The sequence below is a fragment of the Halomonas cibimaris genome, assembly GCF_055379665.1.
In genome coordinates this window covers 606,525-626,468 of the sequence record NZ_AP043828.1, presented here as the reverse complement: position 1 = coordinate 626,468, position 19,944 = coordinate 606,525, and the positions used below count along the sequence as shown (strand labels likewise).

Here is a 19,944-nt window from a genome sequence, read left to right as displayed (position 1 = left end):
TTATCAACTGCTTATAATAAATTTTTGTAAAAACTACCTTTTTTAAGAACCGTATGCAGCACCGATTAACGCCACCCTTCGCCATACGGCTGGACACAGCGTGGCACATAATGTGATTTGGGCGTGTCCGATTTCCGGACACTTTTGACCCTTGGCCAAGCTGTTTTTTGAGGGAAGCGATATCGTCGCACCAAAAAAAATGGTGACGTGATTCCAGCGGTAGCCATTCGTTGCGCTTCGGCCTGTCGCCCGGCAGATTGATATCTGTTTTTGAATGGCCAGCTCGCAGTCTGCGGGCTAGCTTTCGTACACAGTCGAGGTGCTTAATCGGAACGTCACAAGAAGCCACCAGCTATGCCGGCGGGTGAAAATAGACGAAGCATGGACAGTCTGCAAGCCCAGCTTGATAGCTATCGGCCGCTGCTGCCACCGTGCGCAAGTAACTGGCCATAGGTATATGGCCGGCTGACAGGGTGATAATCAGCACGTCGCTGATGCGGCCGTTAAACCGCTCTACCATACCGTTCGTCTGCGGACTCCCCGGTGTATTGGTCTAATGAAACCGGACACTCACTTGGGTGGTAAGCTTGCCACCCTGAACGAGGTGTCTCATGACCAGAAAACGACGTTCCTTTTCCACGGAATTCAAGCAGGAAGCTGCTATCCTGGTGCTGGATCAAGGCTATTCGATAGCGGCAGCCAACCGCTCTCTGGATGTTGGCGAAAATACGTTGCGGCGATGAGCGCGGTGGTATTACACCGGCCTCCAGAACATTGACCCCGGAACAACAGCGTATTCAGGAGTAGGAAGCCCGCTGCCAGCGGCTGGAGCAGGAGAAAAACATACTAAAAAAAGCTACCGCTCTCTTGATGTAGGACGGAATGAATCGTACGCGCTAATAGACCAGTTGAGTGAGCAAATGCCGGTTTCCATGGTCTGTGATGCGTTCAATGTCAGTCGCTCAAGCTACTACGACTACCGCCAGCGGCGGCAAAACATCGATGCCAATCGACTGTCCCTGAGAGCGATGGTTCGTCGCGTGTTTACCCAGAGTCGAGACTCAGCCGGTAGCCACACGATCAAGGTGTTACTCAATCAGGTCGGCATCTCCAACGGACGCTTCAAAGTGCGTCGTCTGATGCGTGAGCTTGGCCTTGCCTCCAGACAGCCAGGGCCATATGCCTATTGGACGGCAACGGTGGAAAAGCCGGATTTTCCCAACTTGCTGGCTCGGGAGTTTACAGTTAGTCGCCCCGACCGTGCCTGGTGTGGCGATATCACTTACATCTGGACAGGGCAGCAATGGAGCTATCTGGCGGTGGTCATGGATCTGTATGCACGACGTGTGGTGGGCTGGTCATCAAGGCGTTGGATCATGCCTGGACATCGCGCGGCAAACCGGACGGTGTCATGTTCCACCCGGATCAGGGTAGCCAGTATGCCAGCCGGTCGTTCCTTCAGCGGCTATGGCATTATCGCATGCAGCAAAGCATGAGCCGTCGTGGCAACTGCTGAGATCCACCGGTGTCTCAAGCGCTACATTGTTCGTGAGCTCTATCCGCCCATCATCAAGGATTTACAGGCTGCCGGTGCCGTGCTTTGACATAGGAGCATCAACGCCCCGATGGAGCTCCTGTTCCGCAGTCTGAAAACGGAATGGATACCTGCGCTGGGTTATACGGCGCTGCACACGACTCGTCAGGATATTGGTGACTATCTGATGGGCTATTACAACCGACAGCGTCCTCATGCCTTCAACGGTGAGATATCGCCCGTGGTAACTGAGGAAAAACTTAACGTACTGTCCGGAATTAATTGACCACTACAGCAAGACGCTGGAAGTTTATGCGGGCGTGCTCAAGAAATCGGTCGCAGGCACAAGTACTCTTCAGTAGCGTTACATGACTGTGTGGCCGAGCTGGGCGACATCAGCCGCTTTGACTCACCGCGACAGCTGATGGCCTACCTGGGCTTGGTGCCCAGTGAGCACCCCCCAGTGTCAGGATGAGTGTCGTGCCCTCTGGTACCCTGTTCTTATAAACCGATCAGGGGGCAAAAGGAGACGCTCATGCCTCGCTACTCCGAGGAACGCCGACAAGCCGTGGTGGCCAAGCTGCTGCCACCCCACAACCTGACCCCGCACGAGGTGGCGGAACAGGAAGGCATCTCAGTGGCTACCGTCTACAAGTGGCGCAAGGAGGCCCGTGCCGAAGGCCGTTGCCTGCCGGATGCCCTGGGCAAGGGCGCTGACGGCTGGTCCTCTCGAGACAAGTTCACTGCCGTGGTCGAGTCTGCTGCGATGAATGCCGAGGAGATCGCCGAATACGGCCGGCGTCGTGGCCTGTACCCCGAGCAGTTGGAGCGGTGGCGCCATGACTGTGAGCAGGCAGCCAGCCTGTCGCATACCGAACGCCAGCGTGAGGCCGATGAAGCCAGGCAACAGCGCAAGCGCATCAAGCAGCTGGAGAAGGAGTTGGCCCGCAAGAACGAGGCTCTGGCCGAAACCGCTGCGCTGCTGGCCCTGAGAAAAAAGGCGAGGGCGATCTGGGGGGGCGAGGACGAATGATCAGCGGCCCGGATCGCCAACATGCTGTCGAGCTGATCGACGAAGCCCGCGCCAACGGCGCTCGTCTCGAGCCTGCCTGTCGTGCGCTGGGGCTCACCGCCCGTACGTATCAACGTTGGACGCGTGACGGTGGCCTCCAGGAGGATCAGCGCCCTTTTGCCGAACGGCCGGTGCCCGCCAATGCCCTGACGGCCGTTGAGGAGCAGGAGATCCTCGACGTGTGCCACCGGCCGGCATTCGCCAGCCTGCCACCCGACCAGATCGTCGTGCGGCTGCTGGACGAAGAAAGCCGCTACATCGCCTCGGTATCGACGTTCTACCGGGTATTGCGACGGCATCACGAGGTCGTCCCCCGCGGGCGTGCCAGAGCGCCGAGGCACCACGCCAGGCCCACGACCTACCTTGCAACCGGCCCTAATCAGACCTGGTCCTGGGATTGCACCTGGCTCGGTGGGCCGATCAAGGGTGAGCATTATTACCTGGTGATGATCCTCGATATCTTCAGCCGCAAGATCGTTGGCTGGGAGGTCTTCCTGGCCGAGTCAGAGCTCAACTCGCGCACCGTCATCGAGCGGGCCGTGCTGGCCGAGAAGGTGGTCAACCAGCCGCTGGTGCTACATGCCGACAACGGCAGCCCGTTCAAGGGCGCCACACTGCTGGAGAAGCTGCACGACCTCAACATCACGCCGTCCTACAGCCGGCCACGGGTCAGTAACGACAACCCCTACTCCGAGGCGGCGTTCCGTACCTGCAAGTACCGGCCGGATTACCCGGTGGACGGCTTTGCCAGCGTCGCTGAGGCACGGCAATGGGTGCATGGCTTCGTCCACTGGTACAACCATGAGCACCGCCACAGCGGCATCCGCTTCGTGACACCGGCCGAGCGCCATGCTCGTCAGGACAAGGCCATCCTGACGCGGCGTCACGCGCTGAACCTGGCGGCCCGGCAGGCCAACCCGTCGCGCTGGAGCGGAAAGACTCGCAACTGGACACCCATTGAAACCGTCTCGCTCAATCCGGAGCGGGAACCCCAGGTCACGCTGGCTGAACCAGAAAAACAGGCGGCGTGACAATGATCAGACACGACAACTTGCTTGACATCTACCGGCACTCCAGCGGCGGCAGTCGTCGACAAGGCGGGCAACGGTCACATAGACTCCTGTTGGTGGAGTCGGACTGGAGCTATCACTACCCGGCACGTAAAACCCGCATTATCCAACAACGTGCCGAGCGAACGTCCCCGGTGCGCCTGGGAGGCACAGAAACGTCTGTGGGGGCGTTATCGCCGGTTAGCCGCCACGGGCAAGGCCAAACAGCAGGTGACTACGGCGGTCGTTCGCGAGTTGGCGGGCTTCTTGTGGGCCATCGCCTGCGAAGCCATGGGCAGCCCCACGGCAGTCGGGCGACAGCTTAACCATGCGCTTCTCGTGTTTATGGCTCAGGGAGCGTTGGGCCGGTAGGAGAACCCCAGTGCCTCCTATGAAGCCCTACCCTCCGGGGTAAGGTGACCCTCGATCGTAGACCAGGGCAGCTCCGCGACGAAGTGATGACAGGTCGGTAACCAACCCACGAATATCAGAGAGATCCACCGTCGCTAATAGCCCTTCGCTTCCTGAGCCATGAGCCATGAGCATAGAGAACGCAACATGTCGTTAGTCACAGCCACCCGCTGACAGGTCAATCCATACCAAGAGCTTGAGGCCATCTTTCTTACCTCTAAGTGCCTGATCCAAAATATTCGTGCATAATGGGTGCCCAAATTTCTGACAAAAAGCGGACAGAATAATGGCAAGGCGCTTCGTCGAATCACTATCTGAATCTGAACTGCACACGCTGCTTTCTGCTTATCACCATGGTGAGAAGCGCGCTCTGCGCCGTCGTGCCCATGCTATTTTGCTGAGTGATCAGGGTCATACAATCAACCAAATCAGTGAGATACTGCAGGTTCGCCGTGATGCCGTATCCATATGGCTCAAGAAGTGGGAAGTGTCGGGCCTCGACGGGTTGATCGACAAGCCACGGAGTGGACGCACACCGGCCCTAGATGATGCGGACCATCAGCGGCTACAGGAGCTGGTCGCTGAGCAACCCCATCAGCTTCGCTCCTTGCATGCCCGCTTTCAGGAAGAAACGGGGAAAATTGTTAGCCTGATCACGCTTCGTAGAGCGCTAAAAAAAACGGTTTCAGCTTCAAACGGATCCGGCATTCGCTGAAGGAACGGCGCAACGAAACGGATTTCCGCAACACCCAAGGCCTCATCAAGGTACTTCAGCTGTAGTGGCATAGTGAGTTTGGCCAGCTGGTTTTGAGTGTATGATCACTCACAGAGAAAAAATCAGGTGGACAGAATGACCAGGAAAAGAAATTTTGACCCGGAGTTTCGTCTGGAAGCAGCGCAACTGGTGGTTGATCAGGGCTACACAGTGAAGGCCGCCAGCACCGCGATGGGCGTCGGAAAAACCACCATGGAATCCTGGGTTCGCAAGCTCCGCGCCGAACGAGCGGGTAAAGCACCGCAAAAAGGCGAAGCCATGACCCCGGAGCAGCGCGAAATTCAGGATTTAAAACGCCGCCTGCGTCGATCTGAAGAGGAAAAAACCATTCTAAAAAAGGCTACCGCTCTCTTGATGTCGGACTCCACGAGCAGTTCTCGCTAATCGAGCGACTTCAAGAGAGCTACGCGGTGAAGCGCCTGTGTCGCCTGTTTGGGGTGTACCGCAGCAGTTATCGCGCATGGCGTAGCCGCCATGCAGCGCCGAGTCAGACGGAACAGGCATTGCGGCAGAAAATCACCGCAACACACGCTGCCAGCAAGGGCTCTGCCGGTGCACGCAGTATTGCCCGTATGGTGACACAGGCGGGAACGCCGCTGAGCCGGTACCGCGCGGGTAGACGAATGAAGCAGCTGGGACTGGTAAGCACGCAGCCCCCACGGCATGCCTATAAAAAGGCCCACCAGCCGCATCTGGATATCCCCAATCACCTGGATCGTCAATTCGATGTCGAAAGACCCAACACAACCTGGGCAGGCGACATCACGTTTATATGGACAGGAGCGCGCTGGGCCTATCTGGCGGTGGTGCTTGATCTTTTTTCGCGCAAAGCCATCGGCTGGGCGCTGTCCCGCTCGCCGAATACGGAGTTGGTCAGCAAGGCATTGATGATGGCTCAGGAGTCACGTGGTAAGCCGGCCCATGTCATGTTTCATTCTGATCAGGGGTGCCAGTACACCAGCCTGGATTTTCGTCAGAGCCTTTGGCGTTATCAGATGACACAAAGCCTGAGCCGCCGAGGAAATTGCTGGGATAACGCGCCGACCGAGCGCTTTTTCCGGAGCCTGAAGAGCGAATGGATCCCGAAGGTCGGCTACCGTGACATGGCGGCGGCAAGGCAATCGATCACGGATTACATCATCCATTATTATAGCGACCTGAGGCCGCACACCCATAACGATGGGATGCCGCCCAATGCGGCTGAAACCATGTACTGGAATGCTCAAAATACCGTGGCCAAAAATACTTGACCACTACAAGCAATGGGAAGATCTCGGTGACCATGAGCTCTACTATTTTGATGAATCAGGCTTTTCACAGTCGTCGTCAGTCCCTTACGCCTGGAGCCCTGTCGGCGAACCATGTGAGATAACGGCCTACTCACATAGCCGAAGGCTGAACGTGCTGGGATTCCTCAGCCGAGCGGGGAAATTGGTTTATCACACGACGACTGAGTCGGTCACCACGCAAATTGTTATCGAGGCGTTCGATCAGTTTGTGGCGCAGAAAGATCCCGATACCTTTGCTGTCGTGGTGCTTGATAACGCCAGCATGCATCGCTCCAAGGCCTTCAGGCGGAAGATACTTGAGTGGATGTCGCATCGCGTGCACCTGGTTTACCTATCGGCTTACTCACCAGAGCTGAACTTGATTGAGATACTGTGGCGGCAAATGAAGTATGCATGGTTGCCGCTGGGAGCCTATCTCTCTTTTGATCGCCTCTGTGATGAGGTACACCGCCTACTTGGTGGTTATGGCACTGAATACGCGATTAATTTTGAATAAGCACTTAACGCCAGCATGCATCGCTCCAAGGCCTTCAGGCGGAAGATACTTGAGTGGATGTCGCATCGCGTGCACCTGGTTTACCTATCGGCTTACTCACCAGAGCTGAACTTGATTGAGATACTGTGGCGGCAAATGAAGTATGCATGGTTGCCGCTGGGAGCCTATCTCTCTTTTGATCCCGGCTTATTCACCGGAACGCTGACTGGGCATCCTGAAGCCCCGGGGAGCCGGTAGCTCGTCGCCGAACGCCGATTTCGAGACGGCACCGTCTTCCGGTGACGCTCTGTCCGGCTGCTATCGCCGTTATTCAGCCCCTTCCCTGCCTTGTCGTCGGTCATCCGGGCAGCCGGAACCGCCGGTCATCGACAGGACCGGCGTCTCACTGTCTTGCTTATGCGACCGCTGAGGCGTCAGCGCAACGCTGTCAGTTTTGGTAGCCCTTTCAGCAGAGTCGGCCACCATTTATCGGCTGCGGCGCCGAGGTGGACCGTGATACGTCGGGCGTGGAGGATCAGGGTGGCGGCCACCTTGAGGACCTGCTCACGCATTCGGATCAGGCTCCAGCCCTGTCGGGTTTGCCGTTCCAGCACGCAACGCAGACCATGCAGCACCTGATAGGCGTAAAGGCTCAGCAGAAGACTCGCCTCGTTGCGATCCATCACGTTCTGCTCGGTGGAGGCGCCGCGATCGGTCGACGAGAGGTGAACATCCAGCGCCGACTTGACCTCGCCCATGTGCGCCTCGGCGCTGCCGCGCTTGCGGTACAGTGATAACACCTTTTCCGGCGGCCAGTGGTACCGACTCAGGTTGGTCACCAGGAAGAAGGCGTGGAGCAACAGGTCGTCGGGGCGCTCCTGAACCACCAGCACGACGCGCCGTGGCTCGGGCCAGCTGTCGGCCCGGTATTCAAGGTCATGGCACCATTCCCGGGGCTGGTCCGGGGGTCGGCCGGGCGGCCGCTTGAGATACGGCGCCGCCAGCGTCTGAAGGGTGTTGTTGCTGCGCAGCCGGCCCAGGTACCCGATATCACGCTCTTCCATGGCCAGCAGCGTATCGTTGCCGGTAAACCCGGCATCGATACGCACTGTCACTGTCGCACCGGTGCCTTCATTGAGGCGCCGTACCAGGTGAGGGATCCAGGTATCGGCGTTCTCGGCAGGGCCCGCGTTACCCTCGCGCAGCAGGCCGCCGACCATGTCACCGGTTTCGGCCAGCGAGGCCACCAGCGGCGAATAAATGCGTGTGCCGTACAGCCCGTGAAAGGCCGACCCACCCTGACGACCATGGACCTCGATCGGCAGGCCGTCGATGTCCAGCGTCAGGTTATCGGGCTGCTCGCCGTGGTTCAGCGATGCCAGGCGCCAGATCGCCAGGCGCAACAGGCCTTCATGCACGGTATCGATGTTATCGGGCCCTCCGAGGCAGGCCAGCAGCCGCGACAGCGTCGCCTGCGACGGACGGTCCTGTGCCAGAGGCGTCATCCCGCGTGCATCGCTGCACGCCAGCTGCCAGAGCGGATCGTGACGCAGCGTGTCGGTATCGTCCAGGTCGATCCACCCCATGGCGCGCTGCAACACGACGGTTCGCAGCTGGCTGGCCAGGGAATGACGAATACGCAGTGGATCACGCCGGTCGACCAGGCTCTCTTCCAGCGCCTGGATGACACCGCTGTTGTCGAGGGCTTCACGCAGCAGCAGGGCACCGCTGTCGCTGGTGGTGCGGTGGCCGCTTAGCTCGGCCCGAACAGAACCATTGCAGGAAGGCGTCCACGACGATAATCTTTCACCCATGGCGAGAGGTCCTCTTGAATCAAGTTCTGGCTGGAACATCCTGATTCTACAAGAGAAACCCCTCGCCATCTTTATTTTCAAGCCAGCCTCATGAATAAGCCGGGTTGATCGCCTCTGTGATGAGGTACACCGCCTACTTGGTGGTTATGGCACTGAATACGCGATTAATTTTGAATAAGCACTTACCGTGCTGGCCAAACTGCTGCAGTTATTCTATTATCTCAGGCTTTAAGGTATCAAAAAACAAAATAACTTATAATCTTCACACAACACCTCATACCATGCACTTAAATATAACTTAATCCAAGAGAAATACAACAAAAAAGAACTATACAAAAGGGACTGTATGATTGTTGCTGATAACGAAACATCTGTTGATTTACTATATTATGAAGCCATTGCACATACCGTAGTGCGCCTAGTCAATGAGAAGTCAGACGAACCGCTAACAGTTGGCGTTCACGGTGACTGGGGCGCTGGAAAGTCAAGTGTTTTGATGATGGTAGAGGAGGCTTTTGCCGACCGTGAGCGTGTCCTTTGCGTGAGATTCAATGGATGGCTATTTCAAGGGTACGAGGACGCAAAAGCAGTCCTTATCGAGACAATTGTAGAGGAACTGCTGCGGCGCCAGTCAGTGTCGACCCAGGTTGTTGACCAGGCAAAAACGGTTTTGCGTAGGGTCGACTGGATGAAGCTTGCGCGCAAAGTCGGTGGCATGGCCTTTACTGCAGCGACCGGCGTCCCCCATCCGGACACGCTGAAGGAACTTTACGGCACTACGTCAAGCCTGATCGGAAAGTCGGCTGACTCGATCACCCAAGGTGACCTGCGGTCAGTCGTCGAGCAGGCAGGGCAATATCTCAAGGAGGCGGAGCCTGAAACTGCACCACAGCAGATGCATGCGTTTCGTGAGGAGTTTGAGGAGCTTTTGCGCCGCGCTGATATCGATCGCTTGGTTGTGCTAGTAGATGATCTGGATCGCTGTCTTCCCGAGACCGCAATTGAAACTCTGGAGGCCATTCGCCTCTTCCTATTTGTGCCTAAGGCTGCATTCGTCATCGCTGCCGACGAGGGCATGATCGAATATGCTGTGAGGCAGCATTTCCCAGATCTTCCGGTGGCTGCTGGGCCAGCAACATATGCGCGAAACTATCTCGAAAAGCTGATTCAGGTTCCGTTTCGTCTGCCGTCTCTAGGGTATGCCGAGACTCGTATCTATATCACCCTTTTACTTGTACTGAACGAGTGCGGTGAGCAGTCGGATGAGTTTCAGAAGTTGGTTGCTTTTGCACGCCAGATTTTGCGGCGCCCATGGAAAGGCCCGGGTCTCGATCGCAACGGAGTTGCGGAGGCGCTAGGGGCCGTGCCGCTCTCGGTAGAGCGGGCACTCGACCTTGCTTACCGGATAGCGCCTATCTTGACTGACGGTGCGCGCGGCAATCCCCGGCAGGTGAAACGTTTTATCAATACGATGGCGTTACGCCTTGCAATCGCGGAGGAGAGGGGGTTTGGCGATGACCTGAATCCAACTGTTTTGGCGAAAATCATGTTGGCGGAACGCTTTGCGCCGGAGGTTTACGATGCAATTGCGCGAGGTTCGGCAGGGACAGGGGCCTCTGAGGAGCTGGCCGGGCTTGAAGCTGTGGTCCGTGGTGAAAGGCAAGAACCGAAGAATGCTAAGGGAGGTAAGAAAGATGATACAGAGGGCGACGTGGCCTTCGAAGCATCAGAATTACCAGATTGGCCTAATATGGAGTGGGCCAAGCAGTGGGCCAGGATCGATCCACCACTTGCCGAATACGATCTTAGGCCATACGTCTTCGTAACTCGTGATAGACGCAGCGTTTTCGGCGCGGTCACGTCGCTCGGAGAGCTTGATGAGCTACTCGCTAAGCTCAGTGGTCCACCGCTTCAGGTGCGGCAGGCTTCTGCGGAGGTGGCGCGTCTGCCTGGCTCCGAAGCCGAGCAGCTTTTTGATGCCTTGCGAGCCAAAGCCACTGTAGCGGAAGATTTTAGTGAGCAGCCAGTCGGTGCGCTGGGTCTCGCAGTAATCTGTCAGCATCACGCGTTTTTGCAGTCTTCCCTTATTGCCTTTCTCAAGGGGCTGCCGGTGTCCAAACTTGGTCCATGGGCTGTAACAGGGTGGACGAATGCATTGTCGTCGGAGGATGTGAAGGAGGAATTCAAGACGCTCCTTTCAGAATGGGCTGCACAGGATGACAATAAACCCTTGCAGGTCGCGGCCAAGGCGGCGGGGCAAATGGGTAAAGGTGGGGAGAGACACTAATGGGGACTTCAGGATCTTTTGGCGGCTCAAAGACCGGGCTGGTGCCAAGCTGGGTCGATGATCCACCTGCTGCGCCGGAAGGCGGCGAATCGCCTGACGGCAGTGGTGATAGTGACGGTGAGGTGTCATCAACTACCTATCCTCCAATACAGCCAGCATCTGCTGGCGCAGGACTTGGTAACGCGCGTCGAAGCCTTACGCGGGGAGCCAGAACCTCTGACGGCAGGGCTATTCGTCGCGGCGCGGGACGATATGTAGCTGCAAGTGGTGGTGGGAGAGGGGCTTCGCGCCGCATGTCTAACTCTCGGGCTACAGCCGGTGGCTTGGCCGGTCTCGCGCGCACTTTTGCTACACAAGGGCCTGCAGAGGCATTGAGGCCATTCAACCTTGACGGACTTGCAGGTGCGCCAGCCGTAGACGTATTCGTCGCGTTGACGGACGCATTGTGCCCGCCGGGAGGGACGATCGATGAGGCGATCGCACGTGATGCGATGCTCGAAACCATTGCTACAATGGCAGCCGAGGGCGTCGGTAATTTTGACGACATGACGCCCGCCGATCTTCAGGAGTTCTTTATCGGCGTTGTTAGTCGATCTATTGAGGGTAAGATATTGAACGAGGTTGGCACGAACAGCATCCGCGTCTCGCCCGATCTTACTTCGGTAGAGCGGGTGCAGCGTATGTTACATGAATTCGTAGAGGGTTGTGTTCGGGACAGGTTTTCGTCTTTTGGGTCTAACTTGGCAGATGTGACTGGTCAACAGATTGATGACTTCGTTTTCGACCTGTACGAGGCCGCATTTAACCTTATGCAAGCTATGGGGGATGCGTTATGAAAAGGTTTAGTCTGATTGGACGCCTTGGTGCCGATGATAAGGCGAACGTTCGGATTATCCAGAGGGACTCTGCGGACTATGAGATCGACTTCCTGAACGCTGACCGAAGGATAGACTTCGGAATTGGGCACGCACTCGATCAACTGTCCTCACTAGGACTGGAGCCAACAGAAGAGGCAGTAGATCTTGTGCTGGTCGCCGCTATGGTCAACGCCGGTGATACGCGTGTGTCAAGGAATATTAACGCTCAGGATGGTTGGACACGGGAGATCGATCTCTATGTGCCGGTTTCAGACCCGTCTCTGTGGGCGCGGTTATCTCGGCGAATTGAATCGCTCTTGAAATTTCTAACCGGTGACCATTGGCGACTCTTCTTCCGAGCTCGTCCGGAGCACATGTCATCAATAGTTAAGCCAACCGAAAACTTTTTACTCGACGGCTTTGACGAGGTTTGTTTATTCTCCGGCGGGTTGGACAGCTTGATTGGTGCGATCGATCTTATCAATGACGGTAAGTATCCCCTCCTTGTCAGTCACTACTGGGATGGAGAAACAGCGAAGGCCCAAACATATCTCCTTGAGCGTATACGGCGACGGTTTCCCTCAGTTGAGCCCCAAGCTATTCGGGTACACCTCGGGTTTGATCATAACCACCTGGATACTGGCGAGGTCGAGGATACCCAGCGTGGGCGATCTTTTTTGTTTTTCGCTCTAGCGTCTCTGGCGGCCTCAGCATTCCAGAAGCCGGTCACTGTGAATGTGCCTGAAAATGGTTTGATCGCACTCAATGTTCCGCTAGATCCTCTGAGGTTTGGCGCGCTAAGTACGCGAACGGCACATCCCCACTTCATGGCAGGCATAAACCAGTTGCTTGATAGTATCGGCATCCAAGCAACGCTTTTGAACCGGTATCGGCACAGCACGAAAGGAGAGATGGTGAGCTCCTGTACGGACCTGGACTTTCTTAAAGAGGTAGTTGGTAATTCGATGTCGTGCTCTTCTCCGGCGAAAGCGCGTTACAAGAAACTGTCACCGCGCCATTGTGGCTACTGTGTTCCATGTCTCATCCGTCGCGCCTCCTTAGCGGCTGGACTCCAGTCAAGCGATCCTACGGTTTACACCATTTCGGACCTTGCGGCGCAAACCCTCTTTACTGACAGGTCGGAGGGCGAACATGTAAGATCGTTTCAGCTCATGGCCAAGCGATTAGCTGATCGGCCAGAACTAGTTAATATTCTGATTCACAAGCCCGGGCCGTTAACAGCTGCGCCGGCCGAGGTGCCTGACTATGCCGACGTATTCCGACGGGGTATCTTGGAAGTGGCCGAACTGCTTGATGGCGTTACCGCCAAACCGAGTCAATGATATGCGTACTGAATTTGTGGATTTTCATTGTCACCTCGACCTTTATCCTGATCTGAAGGGTGCGATCGCGGAGTGTGAGGCACGACAAACGGCAACCTTGGCAGTTACCACTACTCCCAAAGCTTTCCCGCGAAACAGGCAGTTGGCGAGTAATAGTGAATTCGTACATGCCGGGTTAGGGCTTCACCCTCAACTGGTTTCGGAGAGAGCGAATGAGTTAAGCTTGTTTGAGCAGCTCCTTCCCGAAACGCGATATATCGGAGAGGTTGGCTTGGATGCTGGCCCGCGTCACTATCGGTCATTTGAGCAGCAAAGGGCAGTTTTTCGTTCAATTCTTTATCTTTGTGCGCAGGCAGGAGATAAAATTCTAAGTGTGCACAGTGTGCGATCTGCGAAGCATGTTCTCGACCTGGTCGAGGAATATCTACCAGCTGACCGTGGGAAAGTAGTCTTACACTGGTTCACAGGAACTATGTCCGAGGTGCGGCGTGGTGTTCAGTTGGGGTGTTATTTTTCCGTGAATGAGCGGATGCTTAGTTCCCTAAAGGGACGTCGTATTCTATGCGAGATTCCTAGCGATCGACTGCTTACGGAAACAGATGGCCCTTTTGTAAAGAAATCTAACTTGCCCGTAAGGCCTGGAGACGTACAGCCAGCACTTATAGAAATGGCGAAAATTAAAAATATTGATATTAAAATTTTGCAAGACTGCCTTTTGAAGAACTTGAGGGATATTGCCCCCCCTCTATAACTGCACAAATTATAAGCGCAGTCATCAGGGGGACATTATGAGTAACGACAACTCAATCAAGTGATGGAACGACAAGCGTAAGGCGACCGTGGTCATGAATATCTTCAAGGAAAAGGCTACTGCCGCCAAGGTGACACAGCCTGTGCGACGCCTACTGCTCGGAACAACGCGGGAACACTGAAAACACCAACAGATTGATTCGGCAGTGTTTTCCCAAGAGTACCAATTTCCACCAAGTCATTGACACCGAGCTACGAAGGGTAGTGAGAAGGCTAATTGACTGGCCACGACACCGGCTCGGCTATCGAGCACCTATACAAGTGTTTCTGGGGGAAGTGCTTTGGAGCACTCATGAAGCGGGTGGAAGAGCTCCCCTTCAAAACTCAAACGGTACTCACGGATAACGGCAAGTCATTATCCGATCGTTTCACACGGGCTGCTGAGCACAAGCCCAGCGGCCGCCATCTCTTCGGCTAGGAGTGCCAGCCCCATGGTATCGATCATCGCCTGATCAAATCGGGAAGGCCGCAGACGAACGTTATAGTAGAGCGGCTCAACGGCCGCATCAGCGACGTGCTGGCCACCCGTCGATATACCTCAGGCGAGGATCTGGAGCAGACGCTCAAACGCTACGCTTGCTGTACAATCACCACATCTCGCAGAAGGCGCTGCATTATCAATCACCGATCGCGGCGATGAAGGAGTGGCAGGCTAGGCGACCTGAGTTATTTACCAAGCGGGTTGTTAATCACACGGGACCCGACATCTAATACCTGTTATGAAGCGCCACGTCGGACATATAAGGATAGGTAAAGCTTATGGAAACACCGAAAAGACTACAGCCGTCATCAGATACTTTGAGAAGACTATATTCTTTATCAGGTAATCAATGCGCTTATCCAGGATGCTGTCACCCCATGTTCAACAACGAAGGCAATTTCGTTGGTCAGATTTGCCACATTGAAGCAGCGATGCCTGGGGGGGAGCGCTTTAATCCTAGCATGTCTAATGAGGCTCGTAGATCCTTTGAAAACTTGATGCTGATGTGCTATGACCATCATATAGAAACTAACAAAGAGCAAGTTTACCCTGTTTCAAGATTGCAGGAGATAAAGCGGCAGCATGAAGAAATCTACAGCAATATTGACCGCTTTGTTCATCAAATGCAGTCTACGATAGCCGATGTGACCTCAGGAATAGTCGTTGGTAAAGTTTCTAGTCTGAAAACTCTTTACATTGAAGTTTTTGGAGAAGAACTGCGTGAGCCAGAACATGTCGATGAAGAAGTAACAGCATTTAATGCAGCGATAGATAAGCTGGCTTCTCTTTCTCCGGATGCAAAACAGATTTTTGCAATTTCCTTATCTAGGGCAAAGTATGAATTAAATTTCTTAGGCAGAGAAACCGAAAATATATACGTTGACCCTTATGAAATTGAGCGAGTTACGCAGCTAGATCGAAACAACCTGCATTCAATTTTTCAGGAGATAGAGCGCTCAGGGATTTTGAGCCTTGATAACCTTGATGATGGTCAGCCAATATTCGGCTCTTCGTCGTTGGGTGTGGAATTCGCCCCCTGAGCTGGGCCAGGATATGACCTCCACATGGACAGGAGGTATGGCATGGACGGCACCCAGATTCTGACCCTCGGCTTGGGCCTGGAAGCACCTTGGGTTCTCAAGGACCAGCACCTGGATACCGCCGTCTCGCCCCACCGCCTGGACCTCTACGTCGAGGCCGAGCGGGGCAGCCTCTACCCCTGCCCTGAGTGCGGCAAGGCCTGCCCGGCCCATGACTTCGCCGACAAGACGTGGCGGCATCTGAACTTCTTCCAGCACCACTGTTACCTGCATGCGCGGGTGCCTCGCACCAAGTGCCCCGAGCATGGCGTCAAGCGCATCGAGGTGCCCTGGGCCCGCCCTGGCAGCGACTTCACCCTGCTGTTTGAGCAGGCGGCCATGTCGCTGGTCAAGGAGATGCCGGTGCTGGCCGTCTCCCGGCAACTGGAGATCTCGGACAAGCGCCTGTGGCGCATCGTGCACCACTACGTGGGGCGCATGCTGGGTGAGTTGGATCTGTCCAGCGTGGCCACTGTCGGCGTGGACGAAACGGCCTCCCGGCGCGGCCAGCGCTACGTCACGGTGTTCCTCGACATGCAGCGCAAGCAGGAGCCGGTGCTCTTCGCCGTCCCGGGCCATGGCAAGGCCGCCATCAAGGCCTTCAGCGCCTTCCTGGCGGCGCATGGCGGTGACCCGGACAACGTGGTCGAGGTGGTCTGCGACATGTCTCAGGCGTTCCTCAGCGGCGTGGCCGAGCACCTGCCCAACGCCGAAGTGACGGTCGACTGGTTCCACATCGTGCAGACCTTCACCAAGGCGCTGGACGAGGTCCGCAAGAAGGAACGCCGTGAGAAGGGGCATCCCAAAGCCCTCCGGTGGGCGGTCTTGAAGAACCTGGATAACGGCAATATGACGGCCAAGCAGGTCGCTGCCCTCCAGGAGCTGGTAGCCGATCAGGGGGCCACCGGCGATGCCTGGGTGATCAAGGAAAAGCTGCGCTGGATCCAGAAGGCGCCGACGCCGCGTGCCGCCCGGTGGCGCATCACGAACTACCTCAAGGTCATGCGGGAGGCCGTCACCGGCCAGGCACTGCTCAAGCCGATGGCGAAGGCCCTGACGACGCTGGAGCGACATGCCGAGCAGGTGGTGAGGCGCTGGATATCGGGACTGACCAACGCGCGGCTGGAAGGCATGAACGGACTCTTCCAGGCGGCCAAGTCACGCGCACGTGGTTACCGGAACGAGGCCAACTTCATCGCGATGATCTACCTGATCGGCAGCCCGGTGGGCCGCCTGCTGGATCAGGCCAAATCCACATGAAACGACGAAGAACCCAATATTCTGGATCGTATTGCAAGGTTGTGAGAGTAATATCTGGGACATGATCAGACTCTACTGCATAAAGAAAAAATTAAAGTAACTATTTAGCTCATGCTGCCTGATCCAGCTCGTCCTCTCGCATGAAGGCAGGCACCTCACCGGCAAACAGTTGCTCCAGCGCCGTGTGCGCCGCCAGGCCCTGTTTAACGGCCGTCGAGAGGAAACTGCGCATCCGACAGAAGATCTCCGCCCCTTCCCACGAGCGGAAACAGCCCGAGATCTTCTGCTGGACCTTTGTCATCCGCAGGTCGCGCTCTCCCTGGTTGTTGGTGAAGGGAACGGCAGGATCCTCGAGGAAGCGCAGCACGTCATCCTCATACGCCCGGAGGCGTTCGAGCAGGTTGCGCGCTTTGGTGCGCCTGGTGCGCCCACGGGTTCCGGGGGGTGGCCTGGCCGGTGGCGGACATTCGGCCTCACCCTCCGCCAGGCAGTCCCGGTAGCGAACTCGCCAGCGCTGCGCCTCGTCTGCCGGGAGGCAGCCTCCCGCCTCATCGACGGCGCGATTCATGGCCAACAGCCGATCATGCAGCGACGTCGCCCAGGTTTGCTGGTCGTTGTCCCGGACGCCGGTCAGTTCGCGAAGGTGATGGGCATTGCACAGCGCGTGCCGGCAATCGTGGTAGCGGTAATAGGGCTTCCAATGATCATGCACCAGTACTCCCTGGACGTAAGGCAGGATGCCGATGGCGTCCATGGCCTCCTGGCCGCGCTTTGCATGAGGCGCCAGGTAGGTCAAGGCTTCATTCGAGGCGCAGTGCAGCCAGTAGCGCTTGCCACCGACCTGCATCCCGGTTTCATCGGCATGCACGGTAGCCGCTTCACGTAGCGCCGGGATCACCCACTCGGCAAAGGGCTCGGCTCGTCGGCAGGCCTCCTGGTTGAAGGCAAACAGGGTGCCGGTGCTCAGTGACAGGCCATACTGCGACGTCAGCAGCTCCCGAATGCGCGCATAAGGCAGCAGCTGGTATTGGGAGAGATAGACGGCATGCGCCTTGAGACGCGGGCCATACTGGATCGGGCGGGTCACGCCGTCGGGAAACGGCGCTACATGGCGTTGGCCCCGATCATCCTCCAGCACCTCGGCCTGGTACTCGGTCACCACCGACTGGATCACGATGTCCTGGACCTGACGCTTCTCAACGCCGACCGAGTGATACGCTCTCCCCTTGTTGGGCAGAGTGCGGCGATCGACGCGCAACGATACGACCTCATCCGGGTCGGTAACCGGCTCCAGCGTCCTGCCTTCGTGACCCGGTTGCCCGCCGGGGCGACGCTCGCCCTTTGCCCGGGAGCGGCGTTGGCGGTTGAGGTCCTGTGACGGCGGCTTGCTGCTATTGCGGCTGCTGGTCGCCAGCCGGTCCGCCATCAGCTTGACCAGCAGCATCAGGACGTCGATCGCGGCGCGCAGCGAAGGAGAGACCGTGCGGTCTTCCTTGAGCTGCTGCCGGACCCGCTCGAGGGCCTCGTCGACGTTGATATCTCTGATGGTCATGTTGCCTGCTGGGTGGGGGAGTCGAATGACGGTACTATGCCTGAAGGAACAGCGGGTTGGCGAGTCTCACCCGACGCCACCTGAATAGTTACAAATTAAATATATCGCAAATGGTTTCTAGCCTTAATTTTGCTGCTATTGATTGAATCCAAGATTCATAACAATCGCAGGCACAGGGACCCCCACTGTCAAGCTAGATGGAGCCTCAGCGGCTGTTAGACTCTGAACGATGTGGGGCGTGACGAGGTTCCGATGAAGTACTCCGACGAGCGCCGGGAAGCCATCCTCAAGAAGCTGCTCCCGCCGCACAACCGCACGGTGGCGGAAGTGGCCCAGGAAGAAGGCATCTCCTCAGCGACGCTGTACAACTGGCGCAAGAAGGCTCGGCAAGCGGGCCGTTTGCTACCAGACCAGAGCGATGATCCCGAGGGCTGGAGCTCGCAAGACAAGTTCCACGCCGTTCTGGAGACGGCTGCCCTCAGCGAGGCCGAGCGTGCTGAGTACTGCCGGAAGCGCGGCCTCTATCCTGAGCAGATTCAGCGCTGGCGGGCGAGCTGCGAAGGCGCCAACGACCGGAGTGATGCCGCCTCCAAGCAGCAGAATGAAGCCCGCAAGGCGGACCGCCAGGAGAACAAGGAGCTCAAGCGTGAACTCCGCCGCAAGGAGGCCGCACTCGCGGAAACCGCTGCGCTGCTGGCGTTGAGAAAAAAAGCCCGAGCGATCTGGGGGGACGAGGACGAATGATCAGCACTTCAGATCGCCAGGACGCCGTACAGCTGATCGATGAGGCGCGTGCCGAGGGAGCCCGCCTGCAAACCGCGTGCGCAGAGCTCGGCATCGGTACCAACACCTATCGCCGTTGGGGTCGGGGCGATCAGGATCACCGGCCTCAGGCCGTGCGGCCTGTCCCGAGCCATGCCCTGTCACCTGAAGAGCGTCAGCAGGTGCTGGAGATTTGCCATCGTCCCGAGTTCGCCAGCCTGCCGCCCGGGCAGATCGTGCCGCGGCTGCTGGACGAGAAAGGGCTCTACGTGGCGTCAGAGTCCAGCTACTACCGCATCCTCCGGGAGCATGGCGAGCAGCACCAGCGTGGCCGCGCTCGTACCCCATGCCCCAAGGGGGATCCTCAGCGACACCGCGTGACACGTCCCAATGCCTGTTGGAGCTGGGATGTGACGTACTTACCGACCCAGGTGCGGGGACAGTTCTACTATCTCTACATGATCGTCGACATCTACAGCCGCAAGATCGTCGATGCCGAGGTCTTCGACCAGGAGTGCATGGCCAACAGCAGCGAGGTTATCCAGCGCGCCGTGTTGCGCGAAGGCTGCATCAACACACCGTTGGTGTTGCACGCTGATAATGGCTCCGCTATGAAAGGGTCGACGCTTCAAGCGACACTGCAGCGACTGAACATCACCCCGTCGTACAGCCGTCCCCGAGTCTCCAATGACAACGCCTTCTCGGAGTCGCTGTTCAGGACCTGCAAGTACCGGCCCGACTACCCGGCGGACGGCTACGAGAGCCTGTCAGCGGCGCAGCAGTGGGTGACCGGCTTCTTGCACTGGTACAACCACGAGCACCGCCACAGCGCCATCCGCTTCGTCACCCCGGCGGAGCGGCATGCCGGCCAGGATGACGAGGTCCTGGCAAGGCGGGAGGCCATCTATGCCGAGGCGAAACGGCAACATCCGGGTCGGTGGAGCGGCGCCACCCGCAACTGGACGCCACGCCGGACGGCCTGGCTGAATCCCGATCAAAAAGATCCGATCTTCATGCAGGATCAGCAGTTAGAAGCCGCGTGATCCCGTGTTCCAACAAGCTTGACAGGCATCGGGGACAAATTTTTCGCTGCG

At 57.1% G+C, this 19,944-nt stretch carries 10 protein-coding genes and 8 pseudogenes; 16 read left to right on the top strand and 2 right to left on the bottom strand.

Features of this window, described 5'->3' with window-relative positions; all coding sequences use genetic code 11:
- Positions 1-611 precede the first annotated feature (611 nt).
- The 7 genes and pseudogenes from ACZ415_RS02880 to ACZ415_RS02850 form a co-directional block, all read left to right on the top strand.
- Positions 612-1,820: pseudogene (locus ACZ415_RS02880) on the top strand (IS3 family transposase).
- 90 nt (positions 1,821-1,910) lie between these two features.
- A pseudogene (locus tag ACZ415_RS02875) lies at positions 1,911-1,991 on the top strand (transposase); the annotation flags it as partial.
- 78 nt (positions 1,992-2,069) lie between these two features.
- A protein-coding gene (locus ACZ415_RS02870) for an IS3 family transposase (protein WP_344701704.1) occupies positions 2,070-3,637 on the top strand; the annotation gives its coding sequence in 2 pieces (ribosomal slippage) (positions 2,070-2,535 and positions 2,535-3,637; 1,569 coding nt in all).
- Positions 3,638-4,352: 715 nt separating this feature from the next.
- A pseudogene (locus tag ACZ415_RS02865) lies at positions 4,353-4,837 on the top strand (helix-turn-helix domain-containing protein); the annotation flags it as partial.
- Positions 4,838-4,916: 79 nt separating this feature from the next.
- A protein-coding gene (locus tag ACZ415_RS02860) for an IS3 family transposase (protein WP_344701659.1) occupies positions 4,917-6,091 on the top strand; the annotation gives its coding sequence in 2 pieces (ribosomal slippage) (positions 4,917-5,172 and positions 5,172-6,091; 1,176 coding nt in all).
- A 10-nt stretch (positions 6,092-6,101) separates the two neighbouring features.
- A pseudogene (locus tag ACZ415_RS02855) lies at positions 6,102-6,626 on the top strand (IS630 family transposase); the annotation flags it as partial.
- A 6-nt stretch (positions 6,627-6,632) separates the two neighbouring features.
- A pseudogene (locus ACZ415_RS02850) lies at positions 6,633-6,806 on the top strand (transposase); the annotation flags it as partial.
- A 233-nt stretch (positions 6,807-7,039) separates the two neighbouring features.
- Here ACZ415_RS02850 and ACZ415_RS02845 read toward each other — a convergent pair.
- Positions 7,040-8,458, bottom strand: a complete 1,419-nt coding sequence (locus ACZ415_RS02845; RefSeq protein ID WP_464387729.1) for an IS1380 family transposase — start codon at positions 8,456-8,458, stop codon at positions 7,040-7,042.
- A 307-nt stretch (positions 8,459-8,765) separates the two neighbouring features.
- Between ACZ415_RS02845 and qatA the strand changes: the two genes are divergently transcribed.
- From qatA to ACZ415_RS02805, 8 genes and pseudogenes are all read left to right on the top strand, one after another.
- The gene (qatA, locus tag ACZ415_RS02840) at positions 8,766-10,706 is read left to right on the top strand and encodes a Qat anti-phage system ATPase QatA (RefSeq protein WP_344703204.1); all 1,941 of its coding nucleotides are present in this window, start codon (positions 8,766-8,768) and stop codon (positions 10,704-10,706) included.
- 293 nt (positions 10,707-10,999) lie between these two features.
- Complete coding sequence (gene qatB / locus ACZ415_RS02835) at positions 11,000-11,542, top strand: Qat anti-phage system associated protein QatB (RefSeq protein WP_464387745.1); 543 nt, start codon at positions 11,000-11,002, stop codon at positions 11,540-11,542.
- On the top strand, positions 11,539-12,906 hold the full coding sequence (gene qatC, locus ACZ415_RS02830; RefSeq protein ID WP_344703208.1) for a Qat anti-phage system QueC-like protein QatC: 1,368 nt from the start codon (positions 11,539-11,541) through the stop codon (positions 12,904-12,906). Before qatB ends, qatC begins: the two co-directional genes overlap by 4 nt.
- 1 nt (position 12,907) lies before the next feature.
- Positions 12,908-13,657, top strand: coding sequence for a Qat anti-phage system TatD family nuclease QatD (gene qatD / locus ACZ415_RS02825; RefSeq protein WP_344703210.1), 750 nt, complete (start codon positions 12,908-12,910; stop codon positions 13,655-13,657).
- Between the two features lie 143 nt (positions 13,658-13,800).
- Positions 13,801-14,061 (top strand): annotated as a pseudogene (locus ACZ415_RS02820) (hypothetical protein); the annotation flags it as partial.
- Positions 14,003-14,427: pseudogene (locus ACZ415_RS02815) on the top strand (integrase core domain-containing protein); the annotation flags it as partial. The pseudogenes ACZ415_RS02820 and ACZ415_RS02815, both read left to right, overlap by 59 nt.
- A gap of 147 nt (positions 14,428-14,574) precedes the next feature.
- Entirely contained in the window at positions 14,575-15,237 is a 663-nt protein-coding gene (locus tag ACZ415_RS02810; protein ID WP_344703212.1) for a hypothetical protein, read from the top strand.
- A 42-nt stretch (positions 15,238-15,279) separates the two neighbouring features.
- Positions 15,280-16,536, top strand: a complete 1,257-nt coding sequence (locus ACZ415_RS02805) for an ISL3 family transposase (protein WP_464387777.1) — start codon at positions 15,280-15,282, stop codon at positions 16,534-16,536.
- Positions 16,537-16,645: 109 nt separating this feature from the next.
- Here ACZ415_RS02805 and tnpC read toward each other — a convergent pair whose 3' ends face one another.
- Positions 16,646-18,088 carry an IS66 family transposase gene (gene tnpC / locus ACZ415_RS02800; protein ID WP_464387713.1) on the bottom strand — a complete coding sequence of 481 codons (1,443 nt, stop codon included), beginning with the start codon at positions 18,086-18,088 and terminating at the stop codon, positions 16,646-16,648.
- Between the two features lie 252 nt (positions 18,089-18,340).
- On the opposite strand from tnpC, the pseudogene ACZ415_RS02795 reads away from it, so the two are divergent.
- A pseudogene (locus ACZ415_RS02795) lies at positions 18,341-19,893 on the top strand (IS3 family transposase).
- The last annotated feature ends 51 nt before the right edge of the window (positions 19,894-19,944 follow it).